Origin of the sequence: Salinivibrio sp. IB574 (assembly GCF_001996205.1) — a bacterium.
Classification (GTDB): domain Bacteria; phylum Pseudomonadota; class Gammaproteobacteria; order Enterobacterales; family Vibrionaceae; genus Salinivibrio; species Salinivibrio proteolyticus.
The window spans coordinates 1-26,172 of the sequence record NZ_MUFN01000030.1 but is presented as its reverse complement, the minus strand read 5'-3'; the positions used below and the strand labels follow the sequence as shown (position 1 = coordinate 26,172).

Below are 26,172 nucleotides of genomic sequence, written 5' to 3'. Positions count from 1 at the left end.
CAGTGATTAACGATATTAAAGCAGACGCCAAAGCGCGTATGGATAAAAGTGTAGAAGCGCTTAAACACAATCTTTCAAAACTTCGCACCGGTCGTGCCCACCCAAGCTTGTTGGAAGGCATTACGGTTGAATACTACGGTGCACCAACACCGTTGAAACAACTCGCCTCTATTGTTGCTGAAGATGCACGAACCTTGGCGATTACTGTTTTTGACAAGCAAGTGGCACAAGCCGTTGAAAAAGCGATCATGACTGCAGATTTGGGCCTTAACCCAGCATCAGCAGGTACAGTGATTCGTGTGCCGCTTCCTCCATTGACGGAAGAGCGTCGTAAAGACATGGTCAAGTTGGTGCGCGCAGAAGGCGAACAAGGCCGCGTTGCGGTACGTAACATCCGCCGTGATGCTAATAGTGACCTTAAAGCACTGTTGAAAGACAAAGAAATCTCTGAAGATGACGAGCGCCGTGCACAAGATGAGATCCAAAAGCTGACGGATGCTGCGGTGAAGAATGTTGATGCGCTTCTTGATGCAAAAGAAAAAGAGTTGATGGAAGTCTAAATCTCATTAGACTTTACCACCAATGTCAAAGCGCTGTGCGTGCAGTACAGCGCTTTTTATTTGCCAAGGAGAAACATGAGTTCCCAGTCTCTTGATGCGCAGCTCGAGTCTGCCGCCCTACCGCAGCACATTGCCGTTATCATGGATGGAAACGGACGTTGGGCAAAGGCGCGAGGCAAAGCCCGTGTATTTGGGCATAAAGCCGGTGTTAAAGCAGTGCGTAAAACGGTGAAGGCGGCGTCGGAGCTTGGGGTAAAAGCCCTAACCTTGTTTGCGTTCAGCAGTGAAAACTGGCGTCGGCCAGAAGATGAAGTCAGTGTTCTGATGGAGTTGTTCATCAGCGTGCTTTCTCGTGAAGTTAAACGCTTGAACAAAAATGGTGTCCAACTTCGTGTGATCGGTGATACCTCTCGATTTAATCCATCGCTACAACAAAAAATTGCCGAAGCCGAAGCATTAACAGCAGGTAATGAGCGTCTCGTGCTCAATATTGCGGCCAACTATGGTGGGCAATGGGATATTACCCAAGCGGCACGCCGTGTCGCTGAGCAGGTCGCTGCTGGTCAATTACAAGCCAGCGATATCACAGAGCAAGATATTGCTCGTCAATTGATGCTATCCGACTTACCCGATGTGGATTTAATGATCCGTACCAGTGGTGAATGTCGCATTAGTAACTTCATCTTGTGGCAAGCTGCCTATGCCGAGTTGTATTTTACAGAACAATATTGGCCCGATTTTAACGAGCAAAGTCTGTTCGATGCGGTCGCTTGGTATGTTAATCGGTCCCTTTGGTGGTCGCCGCTGTCTTTTATTTGCCTTTTCCCGCGTTTGTTGCGGTGATTGCTGCCGTCACGCTGCTCGGTCATTGGGAGTGGACACAGTTTGTGTCCAACTCTTCAAGATGGCTTACCTTTATCGTTCCGGCGGCGGCAGTGGCGCTATCCATTTATAGTCTCCCTTTTAGTGCCTATGCGCTTAGCCATTTAGCAGTGGCGCCCTTTTCGGTAGCAGCAGCGGGCGCGGCATGGTGGTTGTTTGCCACCGGGTTGGTCTTAGCCTTTCCTAAATCCGGAGCGCTTTGGACTCACAGTCGCTTATTGCGCCAACTATTCGGTCTTTTGACCTTATTGCCCTTTATGTGGAGCGTGTTGATTTTACGCGCCGCAGACTATCAATTTTCCACCTATTACGGTGCGAAACTGGTACTTCTGGTGTTTGTGTTGGTGTGGTGTGCCGACAGCGGTGCCTACTTTGCCGGTAAAGCCTTCGGTAAGCATAAAATGGCACCGGCAGTGAGCCCCAATAAAACCCTAGAAGGCTTGCTTGGTGGGCTCGTGGCCGCCGTTGCCGTGACATGGGCCGGTGCGCAGCTTCTCGATATTCATTTTGCGAGTGTGGGCGCGCTGCTTTGTATCGCTGTGGTTACAGCGTTAGCGTCGGTGCTGGGCGATTTGGCTGAGAGTATGTTTAAGCGTGTCTCTGGCGTGAAAGACAGTGGGAATTTATTACCCGGCCACGGCGGTATTTTGGATAGAATTGATAGTTTGACCGCTGCATTTCCCGTTTTTACCGTGCTGTATTTCGCGTTTGCGAATTAAGTAAAACGAGCGTATCACATGCAAAAAATCACTGTATTAGGTGCCACTGGCTCGATCGGAACCAGTACGCTTTCTGTGGTTGAGGCAAATCCTCAACAGTTCGAAGTGACCGCACTGGCGGCCAATACCAATGTGGAAAAGATGACTCGCCTGTGTTTGCATTGGCGGCCGCGTTTTGCGGCCATGGCCGATGAGAACGCTGCATTGGAATTGGCACAAGCGCTTAAGGCGAAAGGGGTTAACACAGAAGTGTTGGCCGGTGAGCAAGGTTTATGCACACTCGCATCTTTGCCTGAAGTTGATATGGTGATGGCCGCGGTGGTGGGGGCGGCAGGCTTGATGCCGACCATGGCTGCGGTGAAAGCGGGTAAGCGCGTTTTGCTTGCCAATAAAGAGGCCTTGGTGATGTCAGGGCAATTCTTTATCGATGCAGTTTATCAATATGGCGCAGAGCTGTTACCTATCGATAGTGAGCACAATGCAATTTTTCAGTGCTTACCGCAGGTTGTACAAGCTAACCTCGGCCGCTGCGATCTGAGTGCCGCGGGCGTGAGCAAAATCTTGCTCACAGGCTCAGGGGGGCCTTTCCGTTATCGTGAACCTGAGACCTTGCATACCGTGAGCGTAGCGGAAGCGGTTGCTCACCCCAATTGGTCGATGGGACCCAAAATTTCCGTTGATTCCGCCACCATGATGAATAAAGGCTTGGAGTATATTGAAGCACGCTGGTTATTTAATGCGCGTGCCGACCAGCTCGAGGTTGTGATTCATCCTCAGTCGGTTATTCACTCGATGGTGCAAATGAGCGATGGATCGGTGCTCGCCCAATTAGGCACCCCTGATATGTGCACGCCTATCGCCCACGCGATGGCGTATCCATCACGTGTGACGACGTCGGTTGCACCGCTTGATTTTACCCAAATTGGCGAATTTACCTTTATGGCACCGGATGCCCGCCGCTATCCTTGCTTGTCTTTGGCGATTGAGGCGTGCCAGCACGGGCAAGCGGCGACAACGACACTCAATGCCGCCAATGAACAAGCAGTGGATGCCTTCTTAAAAGGGCAGATAGGCTTTATGGACATCGCACGGATTAATGAGGCGGTGTTATCACAAAGCACACTTCGCTCGCCATCAAGCTTGGATTGCCTGCTGGAGCTGGATAGAATGGCGCGAATTACGGCTAAGGAGCACATTGCTAAGGTTGCAAAATGAGTGCATTTCTATGGAACGCAGCGTCATTTATTGTCGCTCTCGGTGTGTTGGTGGCCATTCATGAGTATGGACACTTTTGGGTCGCGCGCCGCTGTGGCGTAAAAGTCGAACGCTTCTCGATTGGTTTTGGGCGCGCACTATGGCGCTGGCGAGGTAAAGACGATACCGAGTATGTCATTGCCGCCATTCCGTTAGGTGGTTATGTCAAAATGCTCGACGAGCGCATTGAGGCGGTCGCTGAGCATGACAAACCACGTGCATTTAATAATCAACCGCTGTGGCAACGCAGTGCAATTGTCGCCGCAGGGCCTATTGCCAATTTTCTTTTTGCAGTGGTCGCCTATTGGTTGATTTTCATGATGGGGATCCCTGCGGTCAAACCCGTTATTGGTCAAATAACCCCCAACTCCATAGCTGCAGAGGCCGGAATTGAGCCGGGTATGGAACTTACCCACATTTCGGGCGTCGAAACCGCAGATTGGCAGGCTGTTAACTTCTCACTCATCAACCATATCGGTGATGAGCAGATGACCATAACAGCAAAGCCAGAAGTGGCATCCAGTTATAGCCGGGACTACAGATTGGATTTAACCGCGTGGCAGTTTAATCCAGAAACTGAGTCTCCGCTGACAACCTTAGGGATCACCCCTTACCGTCCTGCAATCACACTCGATGTGGCTCAGGTGGTGGAGGGCAGTGCCGCTGCGAAGGCTGGCATTGCTTCAGGTGATACCTTAATGGCGATTGATGGCAATAGATTACAAGCGTGGTCTGAATTGGTTGAAGCGGTACAAGCAAGCCCGGATCAACCGCTGCAGGTGACGGTGACGCGCGCCGGGCGTGAGCAGGTGTTGAGCCTGACACCGGATGCGCGTGAGAGTAATGGCAAGGTCACCGGGTACGCAGGTATTGCGCCGCAAATGGCACCTTGGCCGGAGGCTTATCGTTTTACGCAGCAATATGGGCCGCTGGCGGCGATCCCTGAGGCAGTCAGTAAAACCGGACAGGTTATCAGCCTCACCGTCAATATGGTGAAAAAGCTGATTGTTGGGGATGTGGGTGTCAATAACCTGAGCGGGCCGATTTCTATCGCCAAAGGCGCAGGGATGACAGCTGAGATCGGATTGATCTCATTTTTAGGGTTTATGGCGCTGATCAGCGTTAACCTCGGCATTATCAATTTGCTACCTCTACCGGTCTTAGACGGCGGGCATTTATTGTTCTTTGGTATTGAAGCGGTAACACGCCGGCCTGTACCAGAGCGCGTGCAAGACTTTGGGTATCGCATCGGCGCTGCCGTGTTGATGATGGTAATGGCAGTGGCATTGTTTAACGACTTCGCCCGACTTTAAACGGTTAGTATTCAAGGATAAGTCAGAAGCACATGGCGATGAAAAAACTATTAATAGCGTCTCTTTTAGTCAGTAGCAGTGTGGCGCATGCGGATACATTCCAAGTCAGCGATATCCGCTTTGAGGGCCTACAGCGAGTTAGTTTAGGGGCAGCATTGCTCTCTATGCCGGTGCGTGTTGGAGACAAGGTGGATGATAGCGATGTCGCGGATGTCATCAATGCTCTGTTTGCGTCGGGTAACTTTGAGGATGTGCGGGTTTATCGTGATGATGATGCACTCTTAGTGAAAGTGATCGAGCGCCCAACCATTGCCAGCATTTCGTTTTCAGGCAACAAAGCCATCAAAGAAGAGCAACTGAAAGAAAACCTGACCGCATCAGGGTTGCGTGTAGGTGAGGCGTTAGACCGCACCAAGCTCAGCAAGATTGAAAAAGGCTTAGAAGATTTCTACTACAGCGTGGGAAAATACAGTGCATCGGTGAAAGCCGTGGTCACACCCTTACCACGTAACCGTGCGGATCTGAAATTTGTCTTCACCGAAGGTGTTTCTGCAAAAATAGAGCAGATTAATTTTGTGGGCAACCAAGTCTTCAGTGATGAAGAGCTGCGCGATAATTTCGACTTGCGTGTTGATGTTCCTTGGTGGAACTTCTTGGCTAACGAGAAATACCAAAAGCAAGTGCTGGCGGGTGACTTGGAAAAGCTACGCAGCTACTACCTAAATCGCGGCTATTTGAAGTTCCGCGTTGAGTCGACCCAAGTGGCGATTTCTCCGGATAAAAAAGGTGTATACATCACCTTAAATGTTAACGAAGGCAAGCCCTATCAAGTGGCGGATCTAAGCTTCCGTGGCGATCCTGAGAATGAGGAGATCTACCGCTCGCTAGTGAACTTTACCCGAGGTGATACCTATAACGGGGACAAGGTCACAGCGTTGGAAGAGGCGATTAAACGCCACCTCGGTGAAACAGGCTTTGCCTACCCGAAAGTGAGTACCTTGCCGACGTTTGATGATGAGAATCAGCAAGTGTCGCTGACGGTCAACGTTGAGCCGGGCAAACGCATCTATGTCCGAAACATTCGCTTTACCGGTAATACCACCACCAAGGATGAAGTGCTGCGCCGTGAGATGCGTCAACTTGAAGGCACTTGGCTTAATGCTAAAGCCGTGAGTCGTGGTAAAGAGCGTCTCAACCGAACCGGTTTTTTCCAAAGTGCTGAAGTAGACACTAAGCGGGTTCCTGGCACCGACGATCAGGTCGATGTGAATTATAAGGTAAAAGAAGCCAACTCGGGCAGTATCAACTTTGGTATCGGCTATGGTACCGAATCAGGGGCGAGCTTGCAGCTGGGCCTGCAGCAAGATAACTTTGCCGGCACCGGTAATCGCTTTGGTATTAATGCCATGGTTAACGATTACCGTAAGAACCTGACGCTTGAGTATCGTGACCCCTACTTTACCCTCGATGGTGTTAGCCTCGGGGGGAAGGTGTTCTATAACGAGTTTGAGGCGCGAGACGCGAACATCGTCGAGTACACAAATAAAAGTTATGGGTCGAAACTGACGTGGGGCTTTTGGACCGATGAACTGAACTCAATTGATTTTGGGTTGGGCTATACCCACAACAAAATTGAAAACATCGGTAAGTATTACCAAATTGACAAGTTTATGGAGCGTCACAAGGATCATCAAACTAGCAATGGTGGTTTGGAAGTTGATGACTTTGATTTATCCGTTTCATGGACGCGTAATAATCTCAACCGTGGTTATTTCCCTACGGCAGGTAACTATCAACGTGCTTCCTACCGAATGACAGTGCCGGGCTCTGACGTCCAGTATTTTAAAATGCAATATGRTATCCGTCAGTATGTGCCGTTAACTCAAGAGCATGAGTTCACGCTTTTGATGCGTGGTCGCCTTGGTTACGGCAATGGCTATGGCCAGATCAATGGCCAAGATCATATGTTGCCGTTTTATGAAAACTATTACGCAGGTGGCTTCTCGACCTTGCGTGGTTTCCGCTCGAACACTGTTGGACCCAAAGCCATTTACAAAGACAAAGAAAGTGGCGGTTCTGTTCAGCCGGACGGAGATAAAGAGTATAGCGAAGGTAGCTATGGTTCTAGTGATGCAGTGGGTGGTAACGCCATCGCACAAGGTAGCTTAGAGCTGATTGTGCCTACACCGTTTGCCTCTGAAGAAGCGCGTCAGCAAATTCGTACCAGTGTCTTTGTGGACGCTGCCTCAGTGTGGGACACCGAGTTTGACAGCAGTGAACTGGTAGCAAATGGTTATCCCGCTGGCACGAAAGATTACTCAGATCCATCCAATATCAGCGCCTCTTACGGGGTAGCCCTACAGTGGATGTCACCGATGGCACCTTTGGTGTTTTCAATTGCAAAACCTATTACAAGCCAGCCTGGCGATGATGAAGAGTTCTTTACCTTCACTATCGGGCGCACATTCTGATCATCAGAAAGGAGACTATTGTGAAATCATTTTTGAAAGCAGCGGGACTTAGTGTCGCAATTCTGACCACGTCCATGTACGCATCAGCGGCTGATGCTGCACAGAAAGTGGGCTACGTATCGACTGGGGCGGTGATGTCTCAGCTGGCTCAAAAAAACAACCTAAACGAAAAACTGCGTGCTGAATTCAAAGACCGTGTAGCGGAAATTGAGCGCATGAAAGAAAAGCTCTCAGAAGGGGTTGAAAAGCTGAAACGCAACGGCGAGCTGATGAGCGAAGATGAGCGCATCAAACTGCAGCGTGAACTCCAATCGATGGAGTCGGACTACAAATTAAAAGTAAAAGCGTTACAGGAAGATCAACGCAAGCGTGGTGGCCAAGAAGAGTCTAAACTGGTCAAAAAGCTAAAAACCGCCATCGATCAAGTGGCTGAGCAAGAAGGTTACGACATTGTATTGGATGCCAATGCCATCTTGTACGCTAACCCAGGCGACGATCTCTCTGAAAAAGTCATTAATGCAGTAAAATAACAAACAATCGAGGAGCCCATGGTTTCGATTACTCTCGCTGAATTAGCGGAAAAACTGGACGCTCAGCTCCACGGAGACGGTGCTGTAACAATAACCTCGCTAGCAGGGATGAATTCAGCGAGAGAAGGGCAAATCACCTTCTTATCGAGCCCGAAATACCGCAAACACTTGGCGCAGTGTCGCGCCAGTGCGGTGATGCTAAAAGAAGCGGACGTGTCATACTGCCGAGGCAATGCCTTGGTGGTTGCTGACCCTTATGTGGCTTATGCCAAAGTGGCCCAAATTTTAGATACCACACCTGCCTGTGCCACTGACATTGCGCCAACGGCGGTCGTTGCCGAAGATGCCATTCTGGGTGAAGGCGTGGCGATTGGTCCTAACGCGGTGGTCGAGTCCGGAACCTTAATTGGTGATGGCGTGCAGATTGGTGCGGGCTGTTTTGTCGGTAAAGGCGCCAAACTGGGGGCGCGAACCAAACTTTGGGCCAATGTTACCATTTACCATGATGTGGTTGTGGGTGAGGACTGCTTGGTGCAGGCGGGAGCCGTAATCGGTGCGGATGGCTTTGGCTACGCGAATGAAAAAGGTAAGTGGATTAAGATCCCGCAGCTAGGTCGTGTTGTGATTGGTGATCGGGTCGAAATTGGTGCGTGTACGACCATTGACCGTGGTGCATTGGACGATACCTGCATTGCTGATGGCGTGATTATCGACAACCAGTGTCAGATTGCGCATAATGTATCGATCGGCGAAAACACGGCAGTGGCTGGCGCAACTGTGATGGCAGGCAGCCTAAAAGTAGGTAAGCACTGCATCATCGGCGGCGCCAGTGTGTTTAATGGCCATATGGAAATCACAGACAACGTTACCATCACAGGTATGGCGATGGTAATGCGACCGATTACTGAGCCGGGCATGTACTCGTCCGGCATTCCGTTACAGCCCAACCGCGAGTGGCGGAAAACAGCTGCGCGTGTGCTCAAGATTGACGAGATGCACAAGCGGCTAAAAGAGCTCGAAAAACAGCTCGATAACCAAGCTTAACGCAACAGATTGCAGGCCCGCCTCAAAAACGCGGGCCGTTTTGCGTTAAAGAAGTCAGTATTGGATTTGAACGGGAATACTACCTTGACTCGCGAAAAAAAAGTGTTACACATCAACGAAATCAAAGAGCTGCTACCACATCGCTATCCGTTTTTGTTGATCGATCGCGTTACCGATTATGAAGAAGGCCAATACCTTCACGCGATAAAAAACATTACCGTGAATGAGCCTCAATTTACCGGCCACTTTCCTCAGTTGCCTGTGTTTCCTGGCGTATTGATCCTTGAATCAATGGCGCAAGCCACTGGCTTGCTGGCATTTAAGACATTCGGGAAGCCAAAAGACAACGAGCTATACTATTTTGCAAGCGTTGATAACGCGAAATTCCGCCGTCCTGTCACACCGGGAGACCAACTGGTCCTCGAGGTGGAGTTTATTAAAGAGCGCCGAGGAATTGCTGCCTTTACCGGAGTAGCGAAAGTAGACGGAGACGTTGTCTGCTCGGCGGAACTGAAGTGCGCAAGAAGAGAGATCTAATTGTGATCCACGAAACTGCCTATATCCACCCGACCGCCGTTGTAGAAGACGGGGTGACATTGGGAGAAAACGTTAAGATTGGCGCATTTTCTTTTATCGGAGAAGGTGTCGAGATTGGTGCGGGTACCGAAGTCATGACGCATGTCGTGATTAAAGGTCCTACGCGTATCGGCCAAGATAACCGCATCTATCAATTCGCATCGATCGGTGAAGCGTGCCAAGACCTGAAATATGCGGGTGAGCCCACGACGCTAGAAATTGGCGATCGCAACACCATTCGTGAAAGTGTCACCATGCACCGTGGTACGGTACAAGACAAAGGTGAGACTAAAGTTGGCAATGATAACCTATTCATGATCAACGCCCACGTGGCACACGATTGTGTGATCGGAAATCACTGTATTTTTGCCAACAATGCGACCCTAGCCGGTCATGTACACATCGACGATTACGTCATTGTGGGCGGCATGTCTGCGATTCACCAATTCTGTGTGGTGGGTAGCCATGCGATGTTGGGGGGCGGTTCTATTGTGGTCCAAGATGTCCCCCCCTATGTGATGGCTCAGGGGAACCACTGCGCGCCTTTCGGCATTAACGTGGAAGGATTGAAGCGTCGCGGATTCGAGAAAGCATCGATTCGTGCGATTCGTGCGGTTTACAAGAACATGTATCGTTCCGGTAAAACCCTTGAAGAGGTCAAACAGACGTTGGCTAGCCAGGTCGAGGACGATCCTGCCTTGGCCCTGTTTGTTGATTTCTTTGAACGTTCAACACGAGGCATCATTCGTTAATGTTGCCCAGCGAACGTCCATTACGAGTGGGAATTGTCGCCGGAGAAATCTCCGGCGATGTTTTAGGTGAAGGCCTTATCAAGGCAATTAAGGCCCAATACGGCAATGTAGAATTTGTCGGTATTGGTGGGCCGCGCATGATTGCGCAAGGCTGCCAGAGCCTATTTGATATGGAAGAGCTTGCTGTAATGGGGCTGGTTGAAGTGCTCGGCCGTTTGCCCCGTTTGCTGAAGGTTAAAGCGAGCCTCGTCAAACACTTCACTACCCATCCCCCCGATGTGTTTATCGGTATTGATGCGCCTGATTTCAACTTACGTCTCGAAGCATCGTTAAAACAGGCCGGCATTAAAACGGTTCACTATGTCAGTCCCTCGGTCTGGGCATGGCGTCAAAAGCGTATTTTTAAAATTGCGGCCGCGACCGATCTTGTCTTGGCGTTTTTGCCCTTCGAAAAAGCGTTTTACGATAAGTTCAACGTCCCTTGCGCGTTTGTCGGCCACACCATGGCTGATAGCATTCCCATGCAAGTCGATCAGCGCGAGGCACAACAAGCGTTGGGGCTGGATACCAACAAACGTTGGTTAGCCGTCTTGCCGGGAAGTCGTGGGAGTGAGATGGCAATGTTGGCGCCGCCATTTTTGCAAACCTGCCAGCGTCTGTCACAGCAGTATCCAGATCTCGGCTTTGTGGTTGCCTTGGTGAATGACGCACGCCGCGCACAATTCGAGCAGGCGTGGCAAACCCATGCGCCGGAATTGTCATTTACCTTGGTGAATGATACGGCAAGGCAAGTGATCAGTGCTTCTGATGCGGTGTTGCTGGCCTCTGGTACCGTTGCCCTTGAGTGTATGTTACTGAAGCGTCCCATGGTTGTAGGCTATAAAGTGAAGCCTTTGACTGCGTGGCTAGCACGGCGTTTGCTCAAAACGCGCTATGTGTCTTTGCCCAATATCCTCGCCGATGCCCCTTTGGTGCCCGAGTTATTGCAAGAAGAGTGCGAGCCTGAGGCGCTGGCAGCAGCTGTTTCACGCATGTTGGATGGCGATAACCAAGCCTTGCTTGAGACTTTTACACAGCTGCATCAAACCATTCGTAAAGATGCGGACGCCTCTGCAGCCTCCGCAGTATTAGAGTTAGTAAAAAATCATGACAGATGAGGTATTTGTATACCCTGACGCACGCTTGATTGCTGGCGTGGATGAAGTTGGGCGAGGTCCTTTGGTGGGCGCGGTTGTCACAGCGGCTGTTATCCTCGATCCGAATCAACCGATTGAAGGGCTCACCGATTCAAAAAAGCTGAGTGAGAAAAAACGTCTCGCGTTGTACGATGAAATCAAAGCCAAAGCCTTGGCGTGGTCGGTAGGGCGCGCAGAGCCCGAAGAAATTGATCGCTTAAATATTCTTCAGGCCACTATGGTCGCGATGCAACGCGCTATTGCAGGCCTTGCCGTTACTCCCGATTACGCATTGATTGATGGTAATCGTGTTCCCTCGCTCCCGATGCCGGCGCAAGCGGTGGTGAAAGGCGACTTACGCGTCGCCGAGATCAGTGCGGCGTCGATCTTGGCGAAAGTAGACCGTGATAGAGAAATGGCTGAGTTGGACATCGCTTATCCGGCCTATGGATTTGCCCAGCATAAAGGCTATCCTACCAAGGCGCATATGGCCGCATTGAGTGAGCATGGCGCTTTACCAATGCACAGAAAAAGCTTTAAACCGGTTAAACGCGCCCTTGGTTTAGCGTAAGTGACGGCGCTTTATCATTTCCAATCCCTAGATAGTAACGAGTTTTATGTCTGAGCCACGTTTCGTCCATTTACGTATTCACAGTGATTTCTCCATGGTCGATGGGTTGTCCAAAGTCCCGCCACTGGTTAAGAAAGTGGCCGAAATGGGCATGCCTGCGATGGCCTTGACAGACTTTAGCAACCTTTGTGGGTTGGTAAAGTTCTATAACACCGCGAATAATGTGGGTGTGAAACCTATCATTGGTGCCGATTTTAAGGTGCAGTCGGAGGCGTTTGGCGATGAATTATGCCAGCTGACCCTTCTTGCCGCGGATAAAGCGGGGTATAAAAACCTCACTTTACTGATTTCCAAAGCTTACTTGCGCGGCCATGTTCAACATACGCCAGTGATCGACCAAGAGTGGCTGGTAGAACACGCTGACGGGTTGATTGTATTATCTGGCGGTTGCCGAGGAGACTTGGGCAAAGCCTTACTGAAAGGCAATAAGGCGCTTGCTGAAGAGTGCGCCCGTTTTTATCAAGCCCATTTTCCCAATGCTTATTACATGGAGCTCGTTCGCACTGGACGTCAGGATGAAGAAGTGTACCTACACTTTGCGGTCGACTTTGCCACCGAGCACGACCTGCCTGTGGTGGCGACGAACGAAGTGTGCTTTATCTCGCCCGACGAGTTTGACGCCCACGAGATCCGTGTGGCCATCCACGATGGTTATACGTTAGACGACCCACGTCGCCCGAAAAACTACAGTGCCGAGCAATATCTGCGCACCGAGCAAGAGATGTGCGAGCTCTTTGCGGATATCCCAGAAGCATTGGCAAATAGCGTGGAAATTGCCAAGCGCTGTAATGTGCCGGTCAGACTTAATGAATACTTCCTGCCGAACTTCCCAACCGAAGGGATGGAGATTGATCAGTACTTGGTCAAACGCTCCAAAGAAGGCCTAGAAGAGCGACTGGCGTTTCTCTTCCCTGATGAGAAAGAGCGCGCCCTCAAGCGACCTGAATACGACGAGCGCCTTGACCGTGAACTCGGTGTGATTAACCAAATGGGCTTCCCTGGTTACTTTTTGATCGTGATGGAGTTTATCCAATGGTCAAAAGATAACGATATTCCGGTGGGACCCGGACGGGGTTCAGGAGCCGGCTCCTTGGTTGCGTACGCCCTTAAAATCACTGATTTGGATCCCCTAGAGTTCGATCTGCTTTTTGAGCGCTTCTTGAACCCAGAGCGGGTTTCTATGCCCGACTTCGATGTCGACTTTTGCATGGATAAGCGTGATTTGGTGATCGACCACGTGGCCGAAATGTACGGCCGGGATGCGGTATCCCAGATCATTACTTTCGGTACCATGGCGGCTAAAGCGGTGATCCGAGACGTGGGTCGTGTATTGGGTCACCCCTATGGGTTTGTTGACCGTATTTCTAAATTGGTGCCGCCCGACCCGGGCATGACGTTGGCAAAGGCGTTTGAAGCTGAACCGCAGTTGGTTGAGGTTTACAACGCAGACGAAGAAGTCAAAGCGTTGATCGACATGGCCCGCATGCTCGAAGGGGTGACACGTAACGCGGGTAAGCACGCGGGCGGGGTGGTGATTTCACCGACGACGATTACGGACTTTGCACCGCTATATTGTGACAGTGAAGGGCACCACCCTGTCACCCAGTTTGATAAAAACGATGTTGAAACGGCCGGTCTTGTGAAGTTTGACTTCTTGGGGCTGCGGACGCTGACCATTATCGACTGGGCGCTGGGAATGATTAACCCTCGCTTACAAGCGCAAGGCAAAGATCCTATCGATATCGCGGCGATTCCGATGGCCGACCAAGCATCATTCGAGATGCTGCGTAAGGCAGAGACGACAGCTGTGTTCCAGCTGGAATCGCGGGGCATGAAAGAGCTGATCAAGCGTCTCCAACCGGACTGTTTTGAAGACATGATCGCACTGGTGGCTCTGTTCCGCCCAGGCCCATTGCAATCAGGGATGGTGGATAACTTTATCGACCGTAAACACGGACGAGAACAAGTCTCTTATCCCGATGAAAAGTGGCAACATGAGTCACTGAAAGAGACCCTTGAGCCGACCTACGGCATCATCTTGTATCAAGAGCAGGTGATGCAAATTGCCCAGATCTTAGCCGGGTATACGCTCGGCGGCGCCGATTTGCTACGTCGTGCGATGGGTAAGAAAAAACCCGAAGAAATGGCCAAGCAGCGCGACATCTTTGAAAAAGGCGCGATCGCAAACGGCATTGATGGCGAACTTGCCATGCGTATCTTTGACTTGGTGGAAAAGTTTGCCGGTTATGGTTTCAACAAATCACACTCCGCCGCTTATGCCTTGGTCTCTTATCAAACACTGTGGTTAAAGGCGCATTATCCGGCTGAATTCATGGCCGCCGTTATGACCGCGGATATGGATAACACCGATAAAGTTGTCGGACTGGTGGAAGAGTGCCGTCGCATGAAACTGACGGTGCTCCCCCCAGATGTGAACGCGGGTTTGCACCGCTTTACCGTCAATGACAAAGGGGAGATTGTCTACGGTATTGGCGCGATTAAAGGGGTGGGTGAAGGGCCGATCGACAATATTGTTGCGGCGCGAGAGCAAGATGGCTACTTCCGTGACTTATTTGATTTCTGTGCGCGCATTGATACCAAAAAAGTCAATAAGCGTGTGATTGAACGCTTGATTCGCGCAGGCGCCATGGATAGGCTTGGCCCTCATCGTGCGGCAATGATGGCATCACTCGATGACGCTATTCGCGCGGCCAGTCAGCATCATCAAGCCGAGTCTTACGGACAAACCGATATGTTTGGTGTCCTCACGGATGCCCCGGAAGAGGTCGAGCACGCCTATGCGAATGTGGCACCTTGGCCAGATAAAGTGTGGCTGGAAGGGGAGCGAGAAACCCTAGGGCTGTATTTGACCGGCCATCCCATCAATAGCTATCGTAAAGAGCTAAAACACTATGTGACATGGCGATTGGAAGACGCGCATGCCACTAAGCGTGATGTGGTGTCTACGGTCGCCGGTCTTGTAATTGCGGCGCGTGTCATGACCACTAAGCGCGGTTCTCGTCTTGGGATCTTAACCCTTGATGATCGCTCGGGCCGCATGGAAGTGATGCTTTTTTCTGACGTACTCGACAAATATCTCGATCTGGTGGAGAAAGACAGAATTCTGGTGGTCTCAGGACAGGTCAGCTTTGATGACTTCAATGGTGGGCTTAAAATGACGGCCCGTGAAATCATGGACATCAGTCAAGCGCGAGAAAAATATGCGCGCTGTTTGGGCATCTCTATCATGGAAGAGCAAATTGATGCCCCGTTTTTTGAACGGTTTCATGATACGTTGGCACCGTACCGTTCAGGGACTGTGCCAGTGAATCTTTATTACCAGCGCCGTGATGCACGGGCGCGGTTACGTTTAGGGGCGGAGTGGCGAATTACCCCCGCGGATGAACTGATCGATAATTTAAAAGGCTTGCTTGGCGACGAGCAGGTCGAATTAGAGTTTAACTAAGCTTAGCTGGTGACGCATCGCGTACACCGGCGGTGACCAATAGGATTCTCTTGGTATGAGTCTTAACTTTTTAGAATTCGAACAACCGATCGCAGAGCTAGAAGCTAAAATTGAAGCCCTTCGCGCTGTCTCCAAGCGTGGCGGAGAAGATGCGGTTAATCTTGATAAGGAAATTGAACAACTGGAAACCAAGAGTCTTGAGCTTACGCGCAAGATCTTTGGTGATTTAGGGGCATGGCAAGTGGCACAACTGGCGCGCCACCCTCAACGTCCTTACACCTATGATTATGTCGATCTTATCTTTCACGAATTTGACGAGCTGGCGGGCGATCGCGCCTATGCGGATGACAAAGCCCTAGTAGGCGGTATTGCGCGCTTAGAAGGGCGTCCAGTGATGGTCATCGGTCACCAAAAAGGCCGTGATACCAACGAGAAGGTAAAGCGTAATTTTGGTATGCCAAAGCCTGAAGGATATCGCAAAGCATTACGCTTGATGAAAATGGCAGAGCGATTCAACATGCCAGTGATCACTTTTATTGATACTGCCGGTGCTTACCCAGGCGTGGGGGCAGAAGAGCGTGGTCAGTCAGAAGCCATTGCACGTAACTTGAAGGAAATGGCGGGCCTGACTGTGCCGGTGATCTGTAATGTGGTTGGTGAAGGCGGCTCAGGTGGAGCCTTGGCGATCGGTGTTGGTGACTACGTCAATATGCTCCAGTATTCGACATACTCAGTGATTTCGCCCGAAGGCTGCGCCTCTATTTTGTGGCGCGATTCGGCCAAAGCACCACAAGCGGCAGATGCAATGGGTATGACTGCCCCACGCTTGAAAGAGCTGGGCTTGATTGATGCTGTGATTGAAGAGCCTCTAGGTGGTGCTCATCGTGATATGAAAGCGACGGCACAAAGCATTAAACAAACCTTGATTAGCCAGCTCGCGGATTTGGAAGCATTGGATACTGAAAGCCTACGCGACCGCCGATATCAGCGTTTGCTCAGTTATGGTTACTGCTAATTGCCACTCGGCAATCGAGCACAATGAAAGGGCCTAATGGCCCTTTTCTTTTTGCTACGCGCCAGCAACAATAGGCGCAGACTCACAATAACAGATGCTTATGCTCACCCAATACCTGACAGACACGCTGGCGCCGCTAACGGCTCAGCCACGACAAATTCTTTTAGCCCTGAGTGGGGGATTAGACTCTCGGGTACTGCTGGATCTATTGGCCAGTTATCGCGACCAGTATCCGCAGCACGACTATTCCGTGTGTCATGTTCATCATGGTTTGCAGGCCGATGCCGATAAGTGGGCGGCACAATGTCAGGTTTGGGCGGAGCAAGCGGGTTTTTCCTTCATCCTAAAACATGTCACTCTCGACCCAGAGTTAAGCACAGAGCATGCAGCTAGAGAGGCACGCTATCAAGCCTTTCAAGGGTTACTCCAACCCCATGGACTCGTTCTTACCGCGCAACACAGCGATGATCAAATCGAGACCTTCTTTTTGGCATTGAAGCGAGGAAGTGGTCTGGAAGGATTGGCGGGAATGCCCACTGTGAGAAAACTCGGCAAAGGGCTCTTAGTCCGTCCTTTGTTGGCAGCGTCGCGGGCGCAATTGCATCACTACGCGCGTCAAAAAGGGTTGGCATGGGTGGAAGACCCGAGCAACCAAGATACACACTTTGATCGTAATTTTATCCGTCAACAGTGGCTCCCAGAGGCTGACGCGCGTTGGCCGGGATTTCGTACTGCCGTGCAACGTACGCAGCAATTATGCCAAGAGCAAGCGGCGCTCTTAGCAACATTTATCGCCCCTTTGGTCGAAAACGCCATCGACACGGACAACAGTTTGTCTTTGGCGCATCTTCCTCTTGCGGATCTTGCTCTGTGCYGGGCGATGTTACGACACTGGTTGAAGTACCATGATCTGATTTTAACTCAGGCCCAGCTTAATACGCTGATCCAGGATGTGGTGCAGGCAAGAGCGGATGCTAACCCGCAACTGTCGGTTGATGGAAAGACCATTCGTCGTTATCAGCAGCGTTTGTATCTTATTGCTGAGTCCGCGGATGTCACTGCATGGCAAGGTAAACTGACGCCACAATCGCCACTACATTTGCCGGATGGATTAGGGCGTTTGGCGCTTCTTCCTTATACAGAGCGCGCGCAAGGATTGGCATTAGGTCCTTTGCCACAGTCTTGGCTATCGGTGCAGTTTAATCCCAGCGGGTTAAGCGCCCATCCTGCCGGGCGGCAAGGCCGTCGTAAACTCAAGAAGCTTTATCAAGAATACGGTATTCCAAGTTGGCAGCGGCGTCGTTTGCCAATCCTTTGCGACGAGCGTGGTGTAATCGCCGTGGCGGATTGCTTTGTGAGTCAAGCAGCGGCCGGAAAGGTATGGCGTTTAGTCTGGGAGCGGGAAAACACTGCTTAACTTATCCCTTACCCGCCAATTATCTGCCTGCTCATAAAACCACCAGTCAGATAAACGACACTTGCTAAATTTGTCCGAATTACTTAATGTACTAGTCTAATGATACATTGAGGTAAAGAAGTAATGGCATCGAGTCGTGAATTATTTGGCACCCGAATAGGCTTTGTCCTTGCTGCAGCCGGCGCGGCTGTGGGACTAGGCAATATTTGGGGGTTCCCAACGCAGGCGGCGAGCAACGGGGGCGGCGCTTTTTTATTAGTCTACTTACTGATGATCTTACTCGTTGCCTTTCCCATGTTGGTGGTGGAGATGGCGATTGGTCGTCATGGCCGCGCTAACCCGTTGGACAGCATGCGTGCGCTGAGTGATAACCCTCTTCTGAAGCGTTTTGGCAGTGGCGTGGGGCTGATTGGCTTGGCTGTACCTTGTATGGTTTTGGCGTTTTACAGCATTGTAGGCGGATGGTTAGTCTCTTTTTTATTGGCTGCAGTGGCAGACATTTTCCAGTTTTCAGACGCATCCGCTTGGTTAAAAGGCTTCTCAGCATCACGTAATCTCTTTGGGGCGGTGGTGTTTTATGTGCTCACCATTGTGATCGTACAGGCGGGGGTTAAGCAGGGGATTGAGCGTTGGTCAACCCGTCTCATGCCCGCGCTGTTTGTCCTCTTTGCTGCGATGTTTGTCTATATCATGACGCTACCCGGTGCGACAGAAGGCTTAAAGCACTACCTGATCCCCGACTTTAGCAAAGTGATGGACAAAGATTTGCTATTAGCAGCCATGGGACAGGGCTTCTTCTCTCTGACGATTGGCGGGTGCTCCATGCTGATTTATGGCTCGTACCTTAGCCACAAAGAAAACCTGCCGAAAATGGCGCTGAGTGTCACTTTGGTCGATACCGCAGTGGCGGTGATTGCCGGGCTAGTAGTGTTGCCAGCGATGTTTGTTGCCATGCATCAAGGTGTTGAGATTTACGCGCAAGACGGCAGTTTGCTCAGTGCCGATACCTTGGTGTTTACTGTGTTGCCTTTATTATTTGAAAGTTTAGGCGCGGCAGGCCCGTATGTGTCTCTCGTCTTCTTTTTGCTGATGACCATCGCGGCCCTGACATCCTCGATTTCTATGCTGGAGTGTCCTGTAGCGCTGGCCAGTGAGCGCTTGGGCTCAAGCCGGAAAATCACCAGCTGGGTGTTAGGGGGAGTGATTGCGCTCTGCAGTGCGGTGATTGTGTTTAACTTCGGTGCGCTATTTGGTTTAGTTGCGAAGGTGGCGACCCAATATTTCCAACCCTTTGCGGCGCTACTTTTCTGTCTATTTGGTGGTTGGATTTGGTCGCGTGATCGCAAGCTAGCGGCATTGCGCGAAGGTTATGATGATATTGAGCAGAGTCTGTTCTGGAAAATCTGGCCTGTGTATGTGAAGTTTGTTTGCCCAGTGTTGGTAGCCACAGTGTTGTGGGTCTCACTTGGCTAAAAGCCAAATGATGACACTAAAAAAGCGGACATCGGTCCGCTTTTTTATCGCTGCTTAACAGGCAAGGCGAGATGAGTTAACGGAACTGTTTGGCGTCTTCTAAATACGTAAAGCCAGCATCCGCTAAGCGCGCACACAAGGTCTCGCGGTCGATATCATAGTAACGTACTAAGTCCTCTAAACTGGCAAACTCATCGCGTAGCTTCATGTTAATAATGCTCATGAGCATGACAGGATCCATCGAGGCATAGTTTTTCAAATCCATCTTAATCCTCGTGATCGCTAATCAATAAATTGGCAGCAGCAAATGCGGCTTGTTCACGACGAGCTGGCGAAACACTCTCGTCACTCGCGACATCATTTAATGCTTTCAGCGCGCAGCTGATAGCTGCAGGAATGTAGCCTTGTTCGCCACTGCCAATCTCGGCATAGCGCTGGCGGATGAGTTCACAGCAATCTGCAACTTTCATAATGGATCTCCTCAATAGTACTGCACGCACTATAGCGAAAGGAGAGGCGTTGAGAAAAGGGTTAGCGAGCGCGTTTTTGGCGATACATGCTCTGATCGGCACGCTCATAAAGCGAAACGCTGTTATCGCCTTTACGATATTGGGCATAGCCAACCGAGGCGCTGATATCGTGCGCGCTGAGTAATCGGTCATTGGTGACCAGATGTTTGACTCTATGGGTGACATTGGCGACTGAATCATCACCGGCGGGCTGTAGCAAGACCGCGAATTCGTCACCGCCTAAGCGATAACAGCGGTCGCTACCACGCACGGCCTCTTTGACCAGCAGCGAAAAACGACGAAGCACTTTATCACCGTCTAGGTGGCCATAGTTATCATTGACTTGTTTAAAGTTATCCATATCGAACATCATCATGACCAAGCCAATATTTTGCCGCTCACAAACTGCAACCGCGTGCTGCAAATCCTGCTCAAAGCTGGTTCGGTTGTGCAGTCCGGTTAATCCATCCAGCAGTGCCATGTTCTTTACACGGGTATATTCAACCGCATTGGTCAGCGGACCGGCAAGCAACTTATGGTAGGTGTGTAATAGGCTAATTTCATCCGGATCAAGTTTATACGGAGTGGAGTACTGCAGCACCCCTAATGGTTGCTTATTAAATTTAATCGCGAAGGTTTGGCGGAAAGTATGTTGCTCACCCCGACGGATAATGTTTGAGATTTCGTCGTGCTCCCAAATGATACGACCAATATCAATCTGCTTTTCTACCTCTCGTGCATACACCTCAAACAATACCTTGATATCGAGGTGTCCTTGCAGTTTTTGTAGCAACAACAAACGCTGATCAGCACCCAGCGGAACTTTACGCGGGGCGATGCCAGAGTGTGTGAATTGCTTTAAATGCGAGGCAGTCATTAATAATCAACAGCTATCTGATTTGTGGGTCATGCTGAATAAGCAGAATCCATGCCAGCCTATTATCAAGGCGAAGAGACGTCGTTTGGCTGCGATCTATCTCGTTCTTTTTGGATGACTATTCTATCAACAAGGAGAGGATTTGGGATCTGTGATTCTGTGCGTCTTGGTAGCCGATGTCAATTAACTGGCGAAGATATGCCGGCTCGAACAATAAATAACTGGCAAAGGTAGCATCTTGTGAGGCATTGATGCCTAAAAGCCTTAACAGGGCACGAGCGGCAAAGGGCATATGGCGATAAAAACGCTTGGCTACGGGCTCGAAAGGGACCGATGGACGCAGGTGTAGGACATTCACTTTTCTTAATCCTAGCTGGTGGCGTTGCGCGTCGTTCAGGGCAAGGTGAATTTGGTTCATGCGCTGCAAGTTTTCTAAGTCGGCCGACAAGGTATCAGCAAATATTGCGTTCATCAGGTGACCACCCAGCATCGCGAGCCCTGGCGCTGACGGGTCGATATTGCCAGCAGTGCGAATACCTGTGGTTAAATCCAAAATGAGGATCCGCTCCGCCCCCATTTTAATCGCCGGTCGCAAAGGGGCGATTTGGTGAATCGCACCATCCCCATAAAACTCATGGCCAATGCGTGAGGCAGGGAACACGAAAGGAATGGCTGAAGAGGCCAGTAAATGCTCTGTCGAGAGTTGACTGCGTCGGCCGACAGCTCGTGCCCGCTCCCATGGCGAAATACTGGCATCACCTTGAAAAAAACTGACCGATTGGCCGGTTTGATAGTTGGAAGCGGTCACCGATAGGCCATGAAGGTGACCGGACAGTAACTGATAGTTTAACTTATTAAAATTAATGGTTTGATTTAGCAATTCACGCAATGGGCGATTATTTAACAGGCCAAAAGGTGAAGTGGGTTGATAGCGTGACTGAAAGCGCTGTCCTGTTTGGCTAGCGAGGTGACTTAACAGACCAAGAGGCTGACTGGCAAAAATACGCGATGTATCGAGCCGATGCCACAGCCATGACAACTTTTTGACGCCAAGTCGAAAAGATGACGCATAGCTAGCCAGAGACACCGCATTGATTGCACCGGCAGATGTGCCGGAATATATCGTAAATGGACTGTCGTGAACGCGAGGGTACCATTCAGCAATGGCAGCCAGTACACCGACTTGATAGGCCGCACGCGCACCACCACCAGTCAGAACGAGAGCGATTTTAGGCTTGTGTGTAGACATATAACCGACGACGTTAAAAGGCTAACAGCTTGATTATAGTTACTTCACGCGCCCTGTCGCGCGTTAGTCATCACAACGTCCGTTTCTTTTTCATTATAGATAATGAGGTTGAAAATCATTATCAATTCGATCTATGGTGAGGAGGTCAATTAATCGATGGAGTGACAAGATGACTTATTCGTTTCCCGATTTACCCTATGCCTATGATGCTCTCGAACCGCATATCGATGAGGCAACCATGCGCATTCATCACCAGCGTCACCACAAAACCTATTTCGATAAATTCGTGGCTGCGATAAAAGAGACAGACCGCGATGGTGAGCCGGTTGAGGATTTGTTTCGAGATATCTCGTCGCTGCCAGCAGCAATTCGTAATCATGGGGGAGGATACTATAACCACCTGATTTACTGGCAATCGATGACGCCGAATCCTAAGCCTGCGCCAGAAGGTGCACTCTACGATGCGATTGTCGAGACCTTCGGCTCGCTTGATGCATTTAAAGAGGCGTTTAGCCAAGCGGCAATTGGTCAGTTTGGTTCAGGTTTTGCGTGGCTGGTGGTGAAAGAGGATGGCCAGCTTGCGATCACCTCAACGGCTAATCAAGACAACCCATTGATGGATATTGCAGAGGTCAAAGGTGAACCGATTTTAGGGTGTGATGTCTGGGAACACGCTTATTATCTTAACTACCAGAACAAACGTCCTGACTACGTGAACGCGTGGTGGAAGGTGGTGAATTGGTCATTTGCTGAAAAAGCGTACCAGCAAGCGATCGGTTAAAAAAATGCCCCGCAACGCGGGGCATTTACTCTTTAGACGATAAGGCTTAAGCCAGTTTTGCTTGGATAAACGACAAGGCGTCGTCGATAGCGAACGGCACTTTCTCACCGTCGCGGCGATGCTTATATTCAAATACGCCATTATCCATGCTGCGCTCACCGATTACGATGGTATGCGGCACACCCACTAGCTCAATGTCTGAGAACATTACCCCAGGACGTTCTTTACGATCATCGAAGAGTACCTCGATACCGGCAGCAGTAAGATCAGCGTAAAGCTTTTCAGCCGCTTCACGGACACGCTCAGACTTGTGCATATTCATCGGCACAATCGCAACGGTAAACGGTGCAATCGCGTCTGGCCAAATGATGCCATTTTCATCATGGTTTTGCTCAATCGCAGCGGCAACCACACGTGTCACACCAATACCATAACAGCCCATTTCTAGGGTTGTATTTTTGCCATCTTGGCCGAGGACGCCTGCGCCCATTTTCTCCGAGTAATTGTTACCCAACTGGAAAATATGGCCAACTTCAATACCGCGCTTAAACATCAAGGTGCCTTTGCCACATGGGCTAGGATCGCCTTCAACCACATTACGCAAATCGGCAACTTGGCCAAGTTCAACGTCACGGCCCCAGTTGATGCCAAAGTAGTGTTTGTCGTCAATGTTGGCACCGGCGCCGAAATCATTCATTACCGCGACGCTGCGATCGACAATAAACGGCGCAGGAAGATTGACCGGACCTAGTGAACCGGGACCGGCACCGACTAAGGCGCGAATTTCTTCTTCTGTCGCAAAGGTTAATGGCGCTGCAACTTCAGGAAGATTTTCTGCCTTCACTTCGTTGAGTTCATGGTCGCCGCGGATAATCAGCGCGATCAGGTCGGCGTCTACAATCGCTCCTGTGTCTGCCAATACCGCGCGGTAATCAAGGCCCATACGATCAAAAATGGCGCAGTAGGCGGCACGCATTTTCTCGTAACTTTGCTCCATACCCGCTTTATCGATATCAAAGCTATATGCATCTTTCATGATAAATTCACGTGAACGCATCACGCCAAAACGCGGACGCACTTCATCACGGAATTTGGTTTGAATCTGATACAGATTGATCGGCAGTTGCTTATACGAGTTAATCTCGTTGCGCACCAAGTTAGTAATCACTTCTTCATGCGTGGGTCCAAGTACAAAGGGACGTTCGTGACGATCCGCGATGCGAAGCAGTTCCGGACCAAACTTTTCCCAGCGTCCTGTTTCTTGCCATAGATCTGCAGGCTGTACCACTGGCATAAGCGTCTCGACAGCGCCTGACTTGTTCATTTCTTCTCGTACAATGCGCTCAACTTTTTGTAGCACTCGTACACCGGTCGGCAGCCAAGTGTATAGACCTGAAGCAAGTTTACGAATCATACCTGCGCGCAGCATCAGCTGGTGGCTGACAATTTCTGCGTCGCTAGGGGTTTCTTTCAAAGTAGAAAGCAGATATTGACTGGTACGCATTTAAAGTTATCCGTTGATATTAGCGATCAATAATAAGTAGGGCATATTAACAGCGCGGGGGAGTTTCGACAAAAGCTTCTATGGTCTCAACGTGAATCTGGTCGTCAGACACCATGAAACGCACATTGAAATCGAACAGGTGGACGGCATAGTGCTTAGCATCTGGCTTGCCCTTTTTATAGGCAGGGCGAGGGTCTTGTGCGAGCACCTCTTCAATCACTTGGCGTTGGTATGTGCCCTCAGGGTGTTGAGAGAGTGTCGCGAGGGCGGAGTTGGAAAAATGCACCGGCATCAAGTCAGGCTTTTGCTGAGCAAACCCGCCCTGAGCACTATCAAGACAATCAGAGTAGGGGATGTAAGGTTTGATATCGATAATTGGCGTTCGATTGACAAGGTCGCACCCCCGTACGACTAACCGGACTTGGCCCGGGGTAGACTCAACGCGAACCAGCTCTACCGCCGACATGCCGATACCATTGGGACGAAAAGTGGCACGACTGGCAAAGACGCCGACTCGCTCGTTTCCACCCAAACGCGGGGGACGAACTGTCGGGGACCAACCTTTATCTAAATTACGATCGAACAAGAATAGTAACCAAAGGTGGGAGAACTGCTCAATGCCTCTTACTGCATCAAGCTGATTCGCGTCACCGCGCAATTCAATATATGCCAAGGCACTAGGCGCTAGGCCCGGTTGTCGCGGCACAGCAAACTTTTCTTTAAACGGAGAAATCAAAGTGCCAACAGGAGAGATAGAGAAAGTATCTTGCATAGGGTGAAGTTCGGTTAATAGACGCACGCTAATCTTAACACGCGAGTTTCATTGAGTATGCAAAGATGCAAGCAACCACGCAGCATGTCATAATTATCGCCTGACACTGAATGAGGAATTGTGAGTGAGTTTTCCCGCTGTTTTTATTGATCGCGATGGTGTGGTCAATGTCGACCACGGCTATGTGGCGGATATCGATAATTTTGAGTATATCGACGGTGTGTTCGACGCATGCCGCGGCCTAAAAGAAAAAGGGTATTTATTAGTGCTGGTGACCAACCAAGCCGGTATCGCCCGTGGTTATTACTCTGAGCAAGACTTTTTGCAGCTAACGGAATGGATGGATTGGAACTTTGCCGACAAGGGCGTGGACTTTGACGGTATTTATTACTGCCCACATCATGCCAGTGAAGGGGTCGGTGAGTATCGGATTGATTGCGATTGTCGCAAACCCAAGCCGGGTATGTTGATTGAGGCTCAGCAGGAGCTCGATATTGATATGTCACGCTCGGTGATGGTCGGTGATAAAGCTGATGACATGAAGGCTGCACAAGCTGCCGGTGTGGCTACCCGTATTCTCGTGAGATCAGGAAAGCCTGTGACCGAGGAAGGGGAATCGTTAGCAACCTGCGTGGTGGATTCCATCGCAGATGTCCCGAGTACATTGAGCTAATTCACACGCGAGCCTATCAGAATCACACTTTTGTACCTTTTTGGTGATAATTTGTTCTAACGGTTAATTTCGTTGAAAAAAAGACTTGCGACTTAAATTTATCACCCTATAATTCGCTCCTCGTTGGCACGGCAAACCGCGCTGACAAACGGCAGCAAAGCCAAGTAAACAAAAAGCTTGACTCACTGCCTCGGTGGCGTAAAATGCCACTCCCGCTCAAAATTGAGCGGCGCTCTTTAACAATTTGACCTATGCAATCTGTGTGGGCACTCGTTGAGAATAGACAAAAAGATTTATTCGATGAACTGAGTGACCAAACGACAACTTTTATAGTTGTTCGGCACAGTCAATTCGTTTTTCTCTTCGGAGATAAACAGTAATCAGTATTCATTGAGCTGAAACTTCGGTTTCGAAAAAACTTTAATTGAAGAGTTTGATCATGGCTCAGATTGAACGCTGGCGGCAGGCCTAACACATGCAAGTCGAGCGGAAACGGCAGTATTGAAGCTTCGGTGGATTTACTGGACGT

General features: G+C 50.2%; 24 protein-coding genes. 18 read left to right on the top strand and 6 right to left on the bottom strand.

Features of this window, described 5'->3' with window-relative positions; translation table 11 throughout:
* Window positions 1-2 precede the first annotated feature (2 nt).
* The 16 genes from frr to BZJ17_RS13700 all read left to right on the top strand — a co-directional run bounded on the left by frr (window position 3) and on the right by BZJ17_RS13700 (window position 19,278).
* Complete coding sequence (gene frr, locus BZJ17_RS13775; protein ID WP_077641104.1) at window positions 3-560, top strand: ribosome recycling factor; 558 nt, start codon at window positions 3-5, stop codon at window positions 558-560.
* Window positions 561-635: 75 nt separating this feature from the next.
* The gene (locus tag BZJ17_RS13770) at window positions 636-1,403 is read left to right on the top strand and encodes an isoprenyl transferase (protein ID WP_077641103.1); all 768 of its coding nucleotides are present in this window, start codon (window positions 636-638) and stop codon (window positions 1,401-1,403) included.
* The gene (locus BZJ17_RS13765; protein WP_077641102.1) at window positions 1,352-2,161 is read left to right on the top strand and encodes a phosphatidate cytidylyltransferase; all 810 of its coding nucleotides are present in this window, start codon (window positions 1,352-1,354) and stop codon (window positions 2,159-2,161) included. Before BZJ17_RS13770 ends, BZJ17_RS13765 begins: the two co-directional genes overlap by 52 nt.
* Window positions 2,162-2,179: 18 nt before the next feature.
* Window positions 2,180-3,376, top strand: a complete 1,197-nt coding sequence (gene ispC, locus BZJ17_RS13760) for a 1-deoxy-D-xylulose-5-phosphate reductoisomerase (RefSeq protein WP_077641101.1) — start codon at window positions 2,180-2,182, stop codon at window positions 3,374-3,376.
* Window positions 3,373-4,728: a sigma E protease regulator RseP gene (gene rseP, locus BZJ17_RS13755; RefSeq protein ID WP_077641100.1), complete on the top strand. Its 1,356-nt coding sequence runs from the start codon at window positions 3,373-3,375 to the stop codon at window positions 4,726-4,728. The genes ispC and rseP overlap by 4 nt, the downstream gene beginning before the upstream one ends.
* A gap of 32 nt (window positions 4,729-4,760) precedes the next feature.
* Entirely contained in the window at window positions 4,761-7,199 is a 2,439-nt protein-coding gene (bamA, locus tag BZJ17_RS13750; RefSeq protein WP_077641099.1) for an outer membrane protein assembly factor BamA, read from the top strand.
* Between the two features lie 20 nt (window positions 7,200-7,219).
* On the top strand, window positions 7,220-7,729 hold the full coding sequence (locus BZJ17_RS13745) for an OmpH family outer membrane protein (protein ID WP_069588615.1): 510 nt from the start codon (window positions 7,220-7,222) through the stop codon (window positions 7,727-7,729).
* 18 nt (window positions 7,730-7,747) lie between these two features.
* Complete coding sequence (gene lpxD, locus BZJ17_RS13740; RefSeq protein ID WP_077641098.1) at window positions 7,748-8,773, top strand: UDP-3-O-(3-hydroxymyristoyl)glucosamine N-acyltransferase; 1,026 nt, start codon at window positions 7,748-7,750, stop codon at window positions 8,771-8,773.
* Between the two features lie 84 nt (window positions 8,774-8,857).
* Entirely contained in the window at window positions 8,858-9,310 is a 453-nt protein-coding gene (fabZ, locus tag BZJ17_RS13735; RefSeq protein WP_077641107.1) for a 3-hydroxyacyl-ACP dehydratase FabZ, read from the top strand.
* 2 nt (window positions 9,311-9,312) lie between these two features.
* The gene (gene lpxA, locus BZJ17_RS13730; protein ID WP_069588619.1) at window positions 9,313-10,101 is read left to right on the top strand and encodes an acyl-ACP--UDP-N-acetylglucosamine O-acyltransferase; all 789 of its coding nucleotides are present in this window, start codon (window positions 9,313-9,315) and stop codon (window positions 10,099-10,101) included.
* Window positions 10,101-11,258 (top strand): lipid-A-disaccharide synthase, encoded by a 1,158-nt coding sequence (gene lpxB, locus BZJ17_RS13725; protein ID WP_077641097.1) that lies wholly within the window; start codon window positions 10,101-10,103, stop codon window positions 11,256-11,258. The genes lpxA and lpxB overlap by 1 nt, the downstream gene beginning before the upstream one ends.
* Window positions 11,248-11,847: a ribonuclease HII gene (gene rnhB, locus BZJ17_RS13720; protein WP_069588623.1), complete on the top strand. Its 600-nt coding sequence runs from the start codon at window positions 11,248-11,250 to the stop codon at window positions 11,845-11,847. Before lpxB ends, rnhB begins: the two co-directional genes overlap by 11 nt.
* A 46-nt stretch (window positions 11,848-11,893) precedes the next feature.
* Window positions 11,894-15,373 (top strand): DNA polymerase III subunit alpha, encoded by a 3,480-nt coding sequence (dnaE, locus tag BZJ17_RS13715; RefSeq protein WP_077641096.1) that lies wholly within the window; start codon window positions 11,894-11,896, stop codon window positions 15,371-15,373.
* 55 nt (window positions 15,374-15,428) lie between these two features.
* On the top strand, window positions 15,429-16,388 hold the full coding sequence (accA, locus tag BZJ17_RS13710) for an acetyl-CoA carboxylase carboxyl transferase subunit alpha (protein WP_069588627.1): 960 nt from the start codon (window positions 15,429-15,431) through the stop codon (window positions 16,386-16,388).
* A 100-nt stretch (window positions 16,389-16,488) separates the two neighbouring features.
* Window positions 16,489-17,805: a tRNA lysidine(34) synthetase TilS gene (tilS, locus tag BZJ17_RS13705; protein ID WP_077641106.1), complete on the top strand. Its 1,317-nt coding sequence runs from the start codon at window positions 16,489-16,491 to the stop codon at window positions 17,803-17,805.
* 123 nt (window positions 17,806-17,928) lie between these two features.
* On the top strand, window positions 17,929-19,278 hold the full coding sequence (locus BZJ17_RS13700) for a sodium-dependent transporter (RefSeq protein WP_069588629.1): 1,350 nt from the start codon (window positions 17,929-17,931) through the stop codon (window positions 19,276-19,278).
* 76 nt (window positions 19,279-19,354) lie between these two features.
* Here BZJ17_RS13700 and BZJ17_RS13695 read toward each other — a convergent pair whose 3' ends face one another.
* The 4 genes from BZJ17_RS13695 to BZJ17_RS13680 form a co-directional block, all read right to left on the bottom strand.
* On the bottom strand, window positions 19,355-19,543 hold the full coding sequence (locus BZJ17_RS13695) for a DUF4250 domain-containing protein (protein WP_069588631.1): 189 nt from the start codon (window positions 19,541-19,543) through the stop codon (window positions 19,355-19,357).
* A gap of 1 nt (window position 19,544) precedes the next feature.
* Entirely contained in the window at window positions 19,545-19,748 is a 204-nt protein-coding gene (locus tag BZJ17_RS13690) for a YaeP family protein (protein WP_069588633.1), read from the bottom strand.
* 61 nt (window positions 19,749-19,809) lie between these two features.
* Entirely contained in the window at window positions 19,810-20,664 is an 855-nt protein-coding gene (locus BZJ17_RS13685) for a GGDEF domain-containing protein (protein WP_069588634.1), read from the bottom strand.
* A 118-nt stretch (window positions 20,665-20,782) separates the two neighbouring features.
* Window positions 20,783-21,913, bottom strand: a complete 1,131-nt coding sequence (locus tag BZJ17_RS13680; RefSeq protein WP_077641095.1) for a patatin-like phospholipase family protein — start codon at window positions 21,911-21,913, stop codon at window positions 20,783-20,785.
* Between the two features lie 169 nt (window positions 21,914-22,082).
* Here BZJ17_RS13680 and BZJ17_RS13675 point away from each other — a divergent pair, with 169 nt between their 5' ends.
* Window positions 22,083-22,694: a superoxide dismutase gene (locus BZJ17_RS13675; protein WP_069588638.1), complete on the top strand. Its 612-nt coding sequence runs from the start codon at window positions 22,083-22,085 to the stop codon at window positions 22,692-22,694.
* Window positions 22,695-22,740: 46 nt separating this feature from the next.
* Here BZJ17_RS13675 and proS read toward each other — a convergent pair whose 3' ends face one another.
* Together proS and tsaA are read right to left on the bottom strand one after the other, a co-directional pair.
* On the bottom strand, window positions 22,741-24,198 hold the full coding sequence (proS, locus tag BZJ17_RS13670) for a proline--tRNA ligase (RefSeq protein ID WP_077641094.1): 1,458 nt from the start codon (window positions 24,196-24,198) through the stop codon (window positions 22,741-22,743).
* A 46-nt stretch (window positions 24,199-24,244) separates the two neighbouring features.
* A complete protein-coding gene (gene tsaA / locus BZJ17_RS13665) occupies window positions 24,245-24,970 on the bottom strand; it encodes a tRNA (N6-threonylcarbamoyladenosine(37)-N6)-methyltransferase TrmO (RefSeq protein WP_077641093.1) in 726 nt (241 codons plus the stop codon).
* 124 nt (window positions 24,971-25,094) lie between these two features.
* Here tsaA and gmhB point away from each other — a divergent pair, with 124 nt between their 5' ends.
* Window positions 25,095-25,643, top strand: coding sequence for a D-glycero-beta-D-manno-heptose 1,7-bisphosphate 7-phosphatase (gene gmhB / locus BZJ17_RS13660; protein ID WP_077641092.1), 549 nt, complete (start codon window positions 25,095-25,097; stop codon window positions 25,641-25,643).
* Window positions 25,644-26,172: the final 529 nt, after the last annotated feature.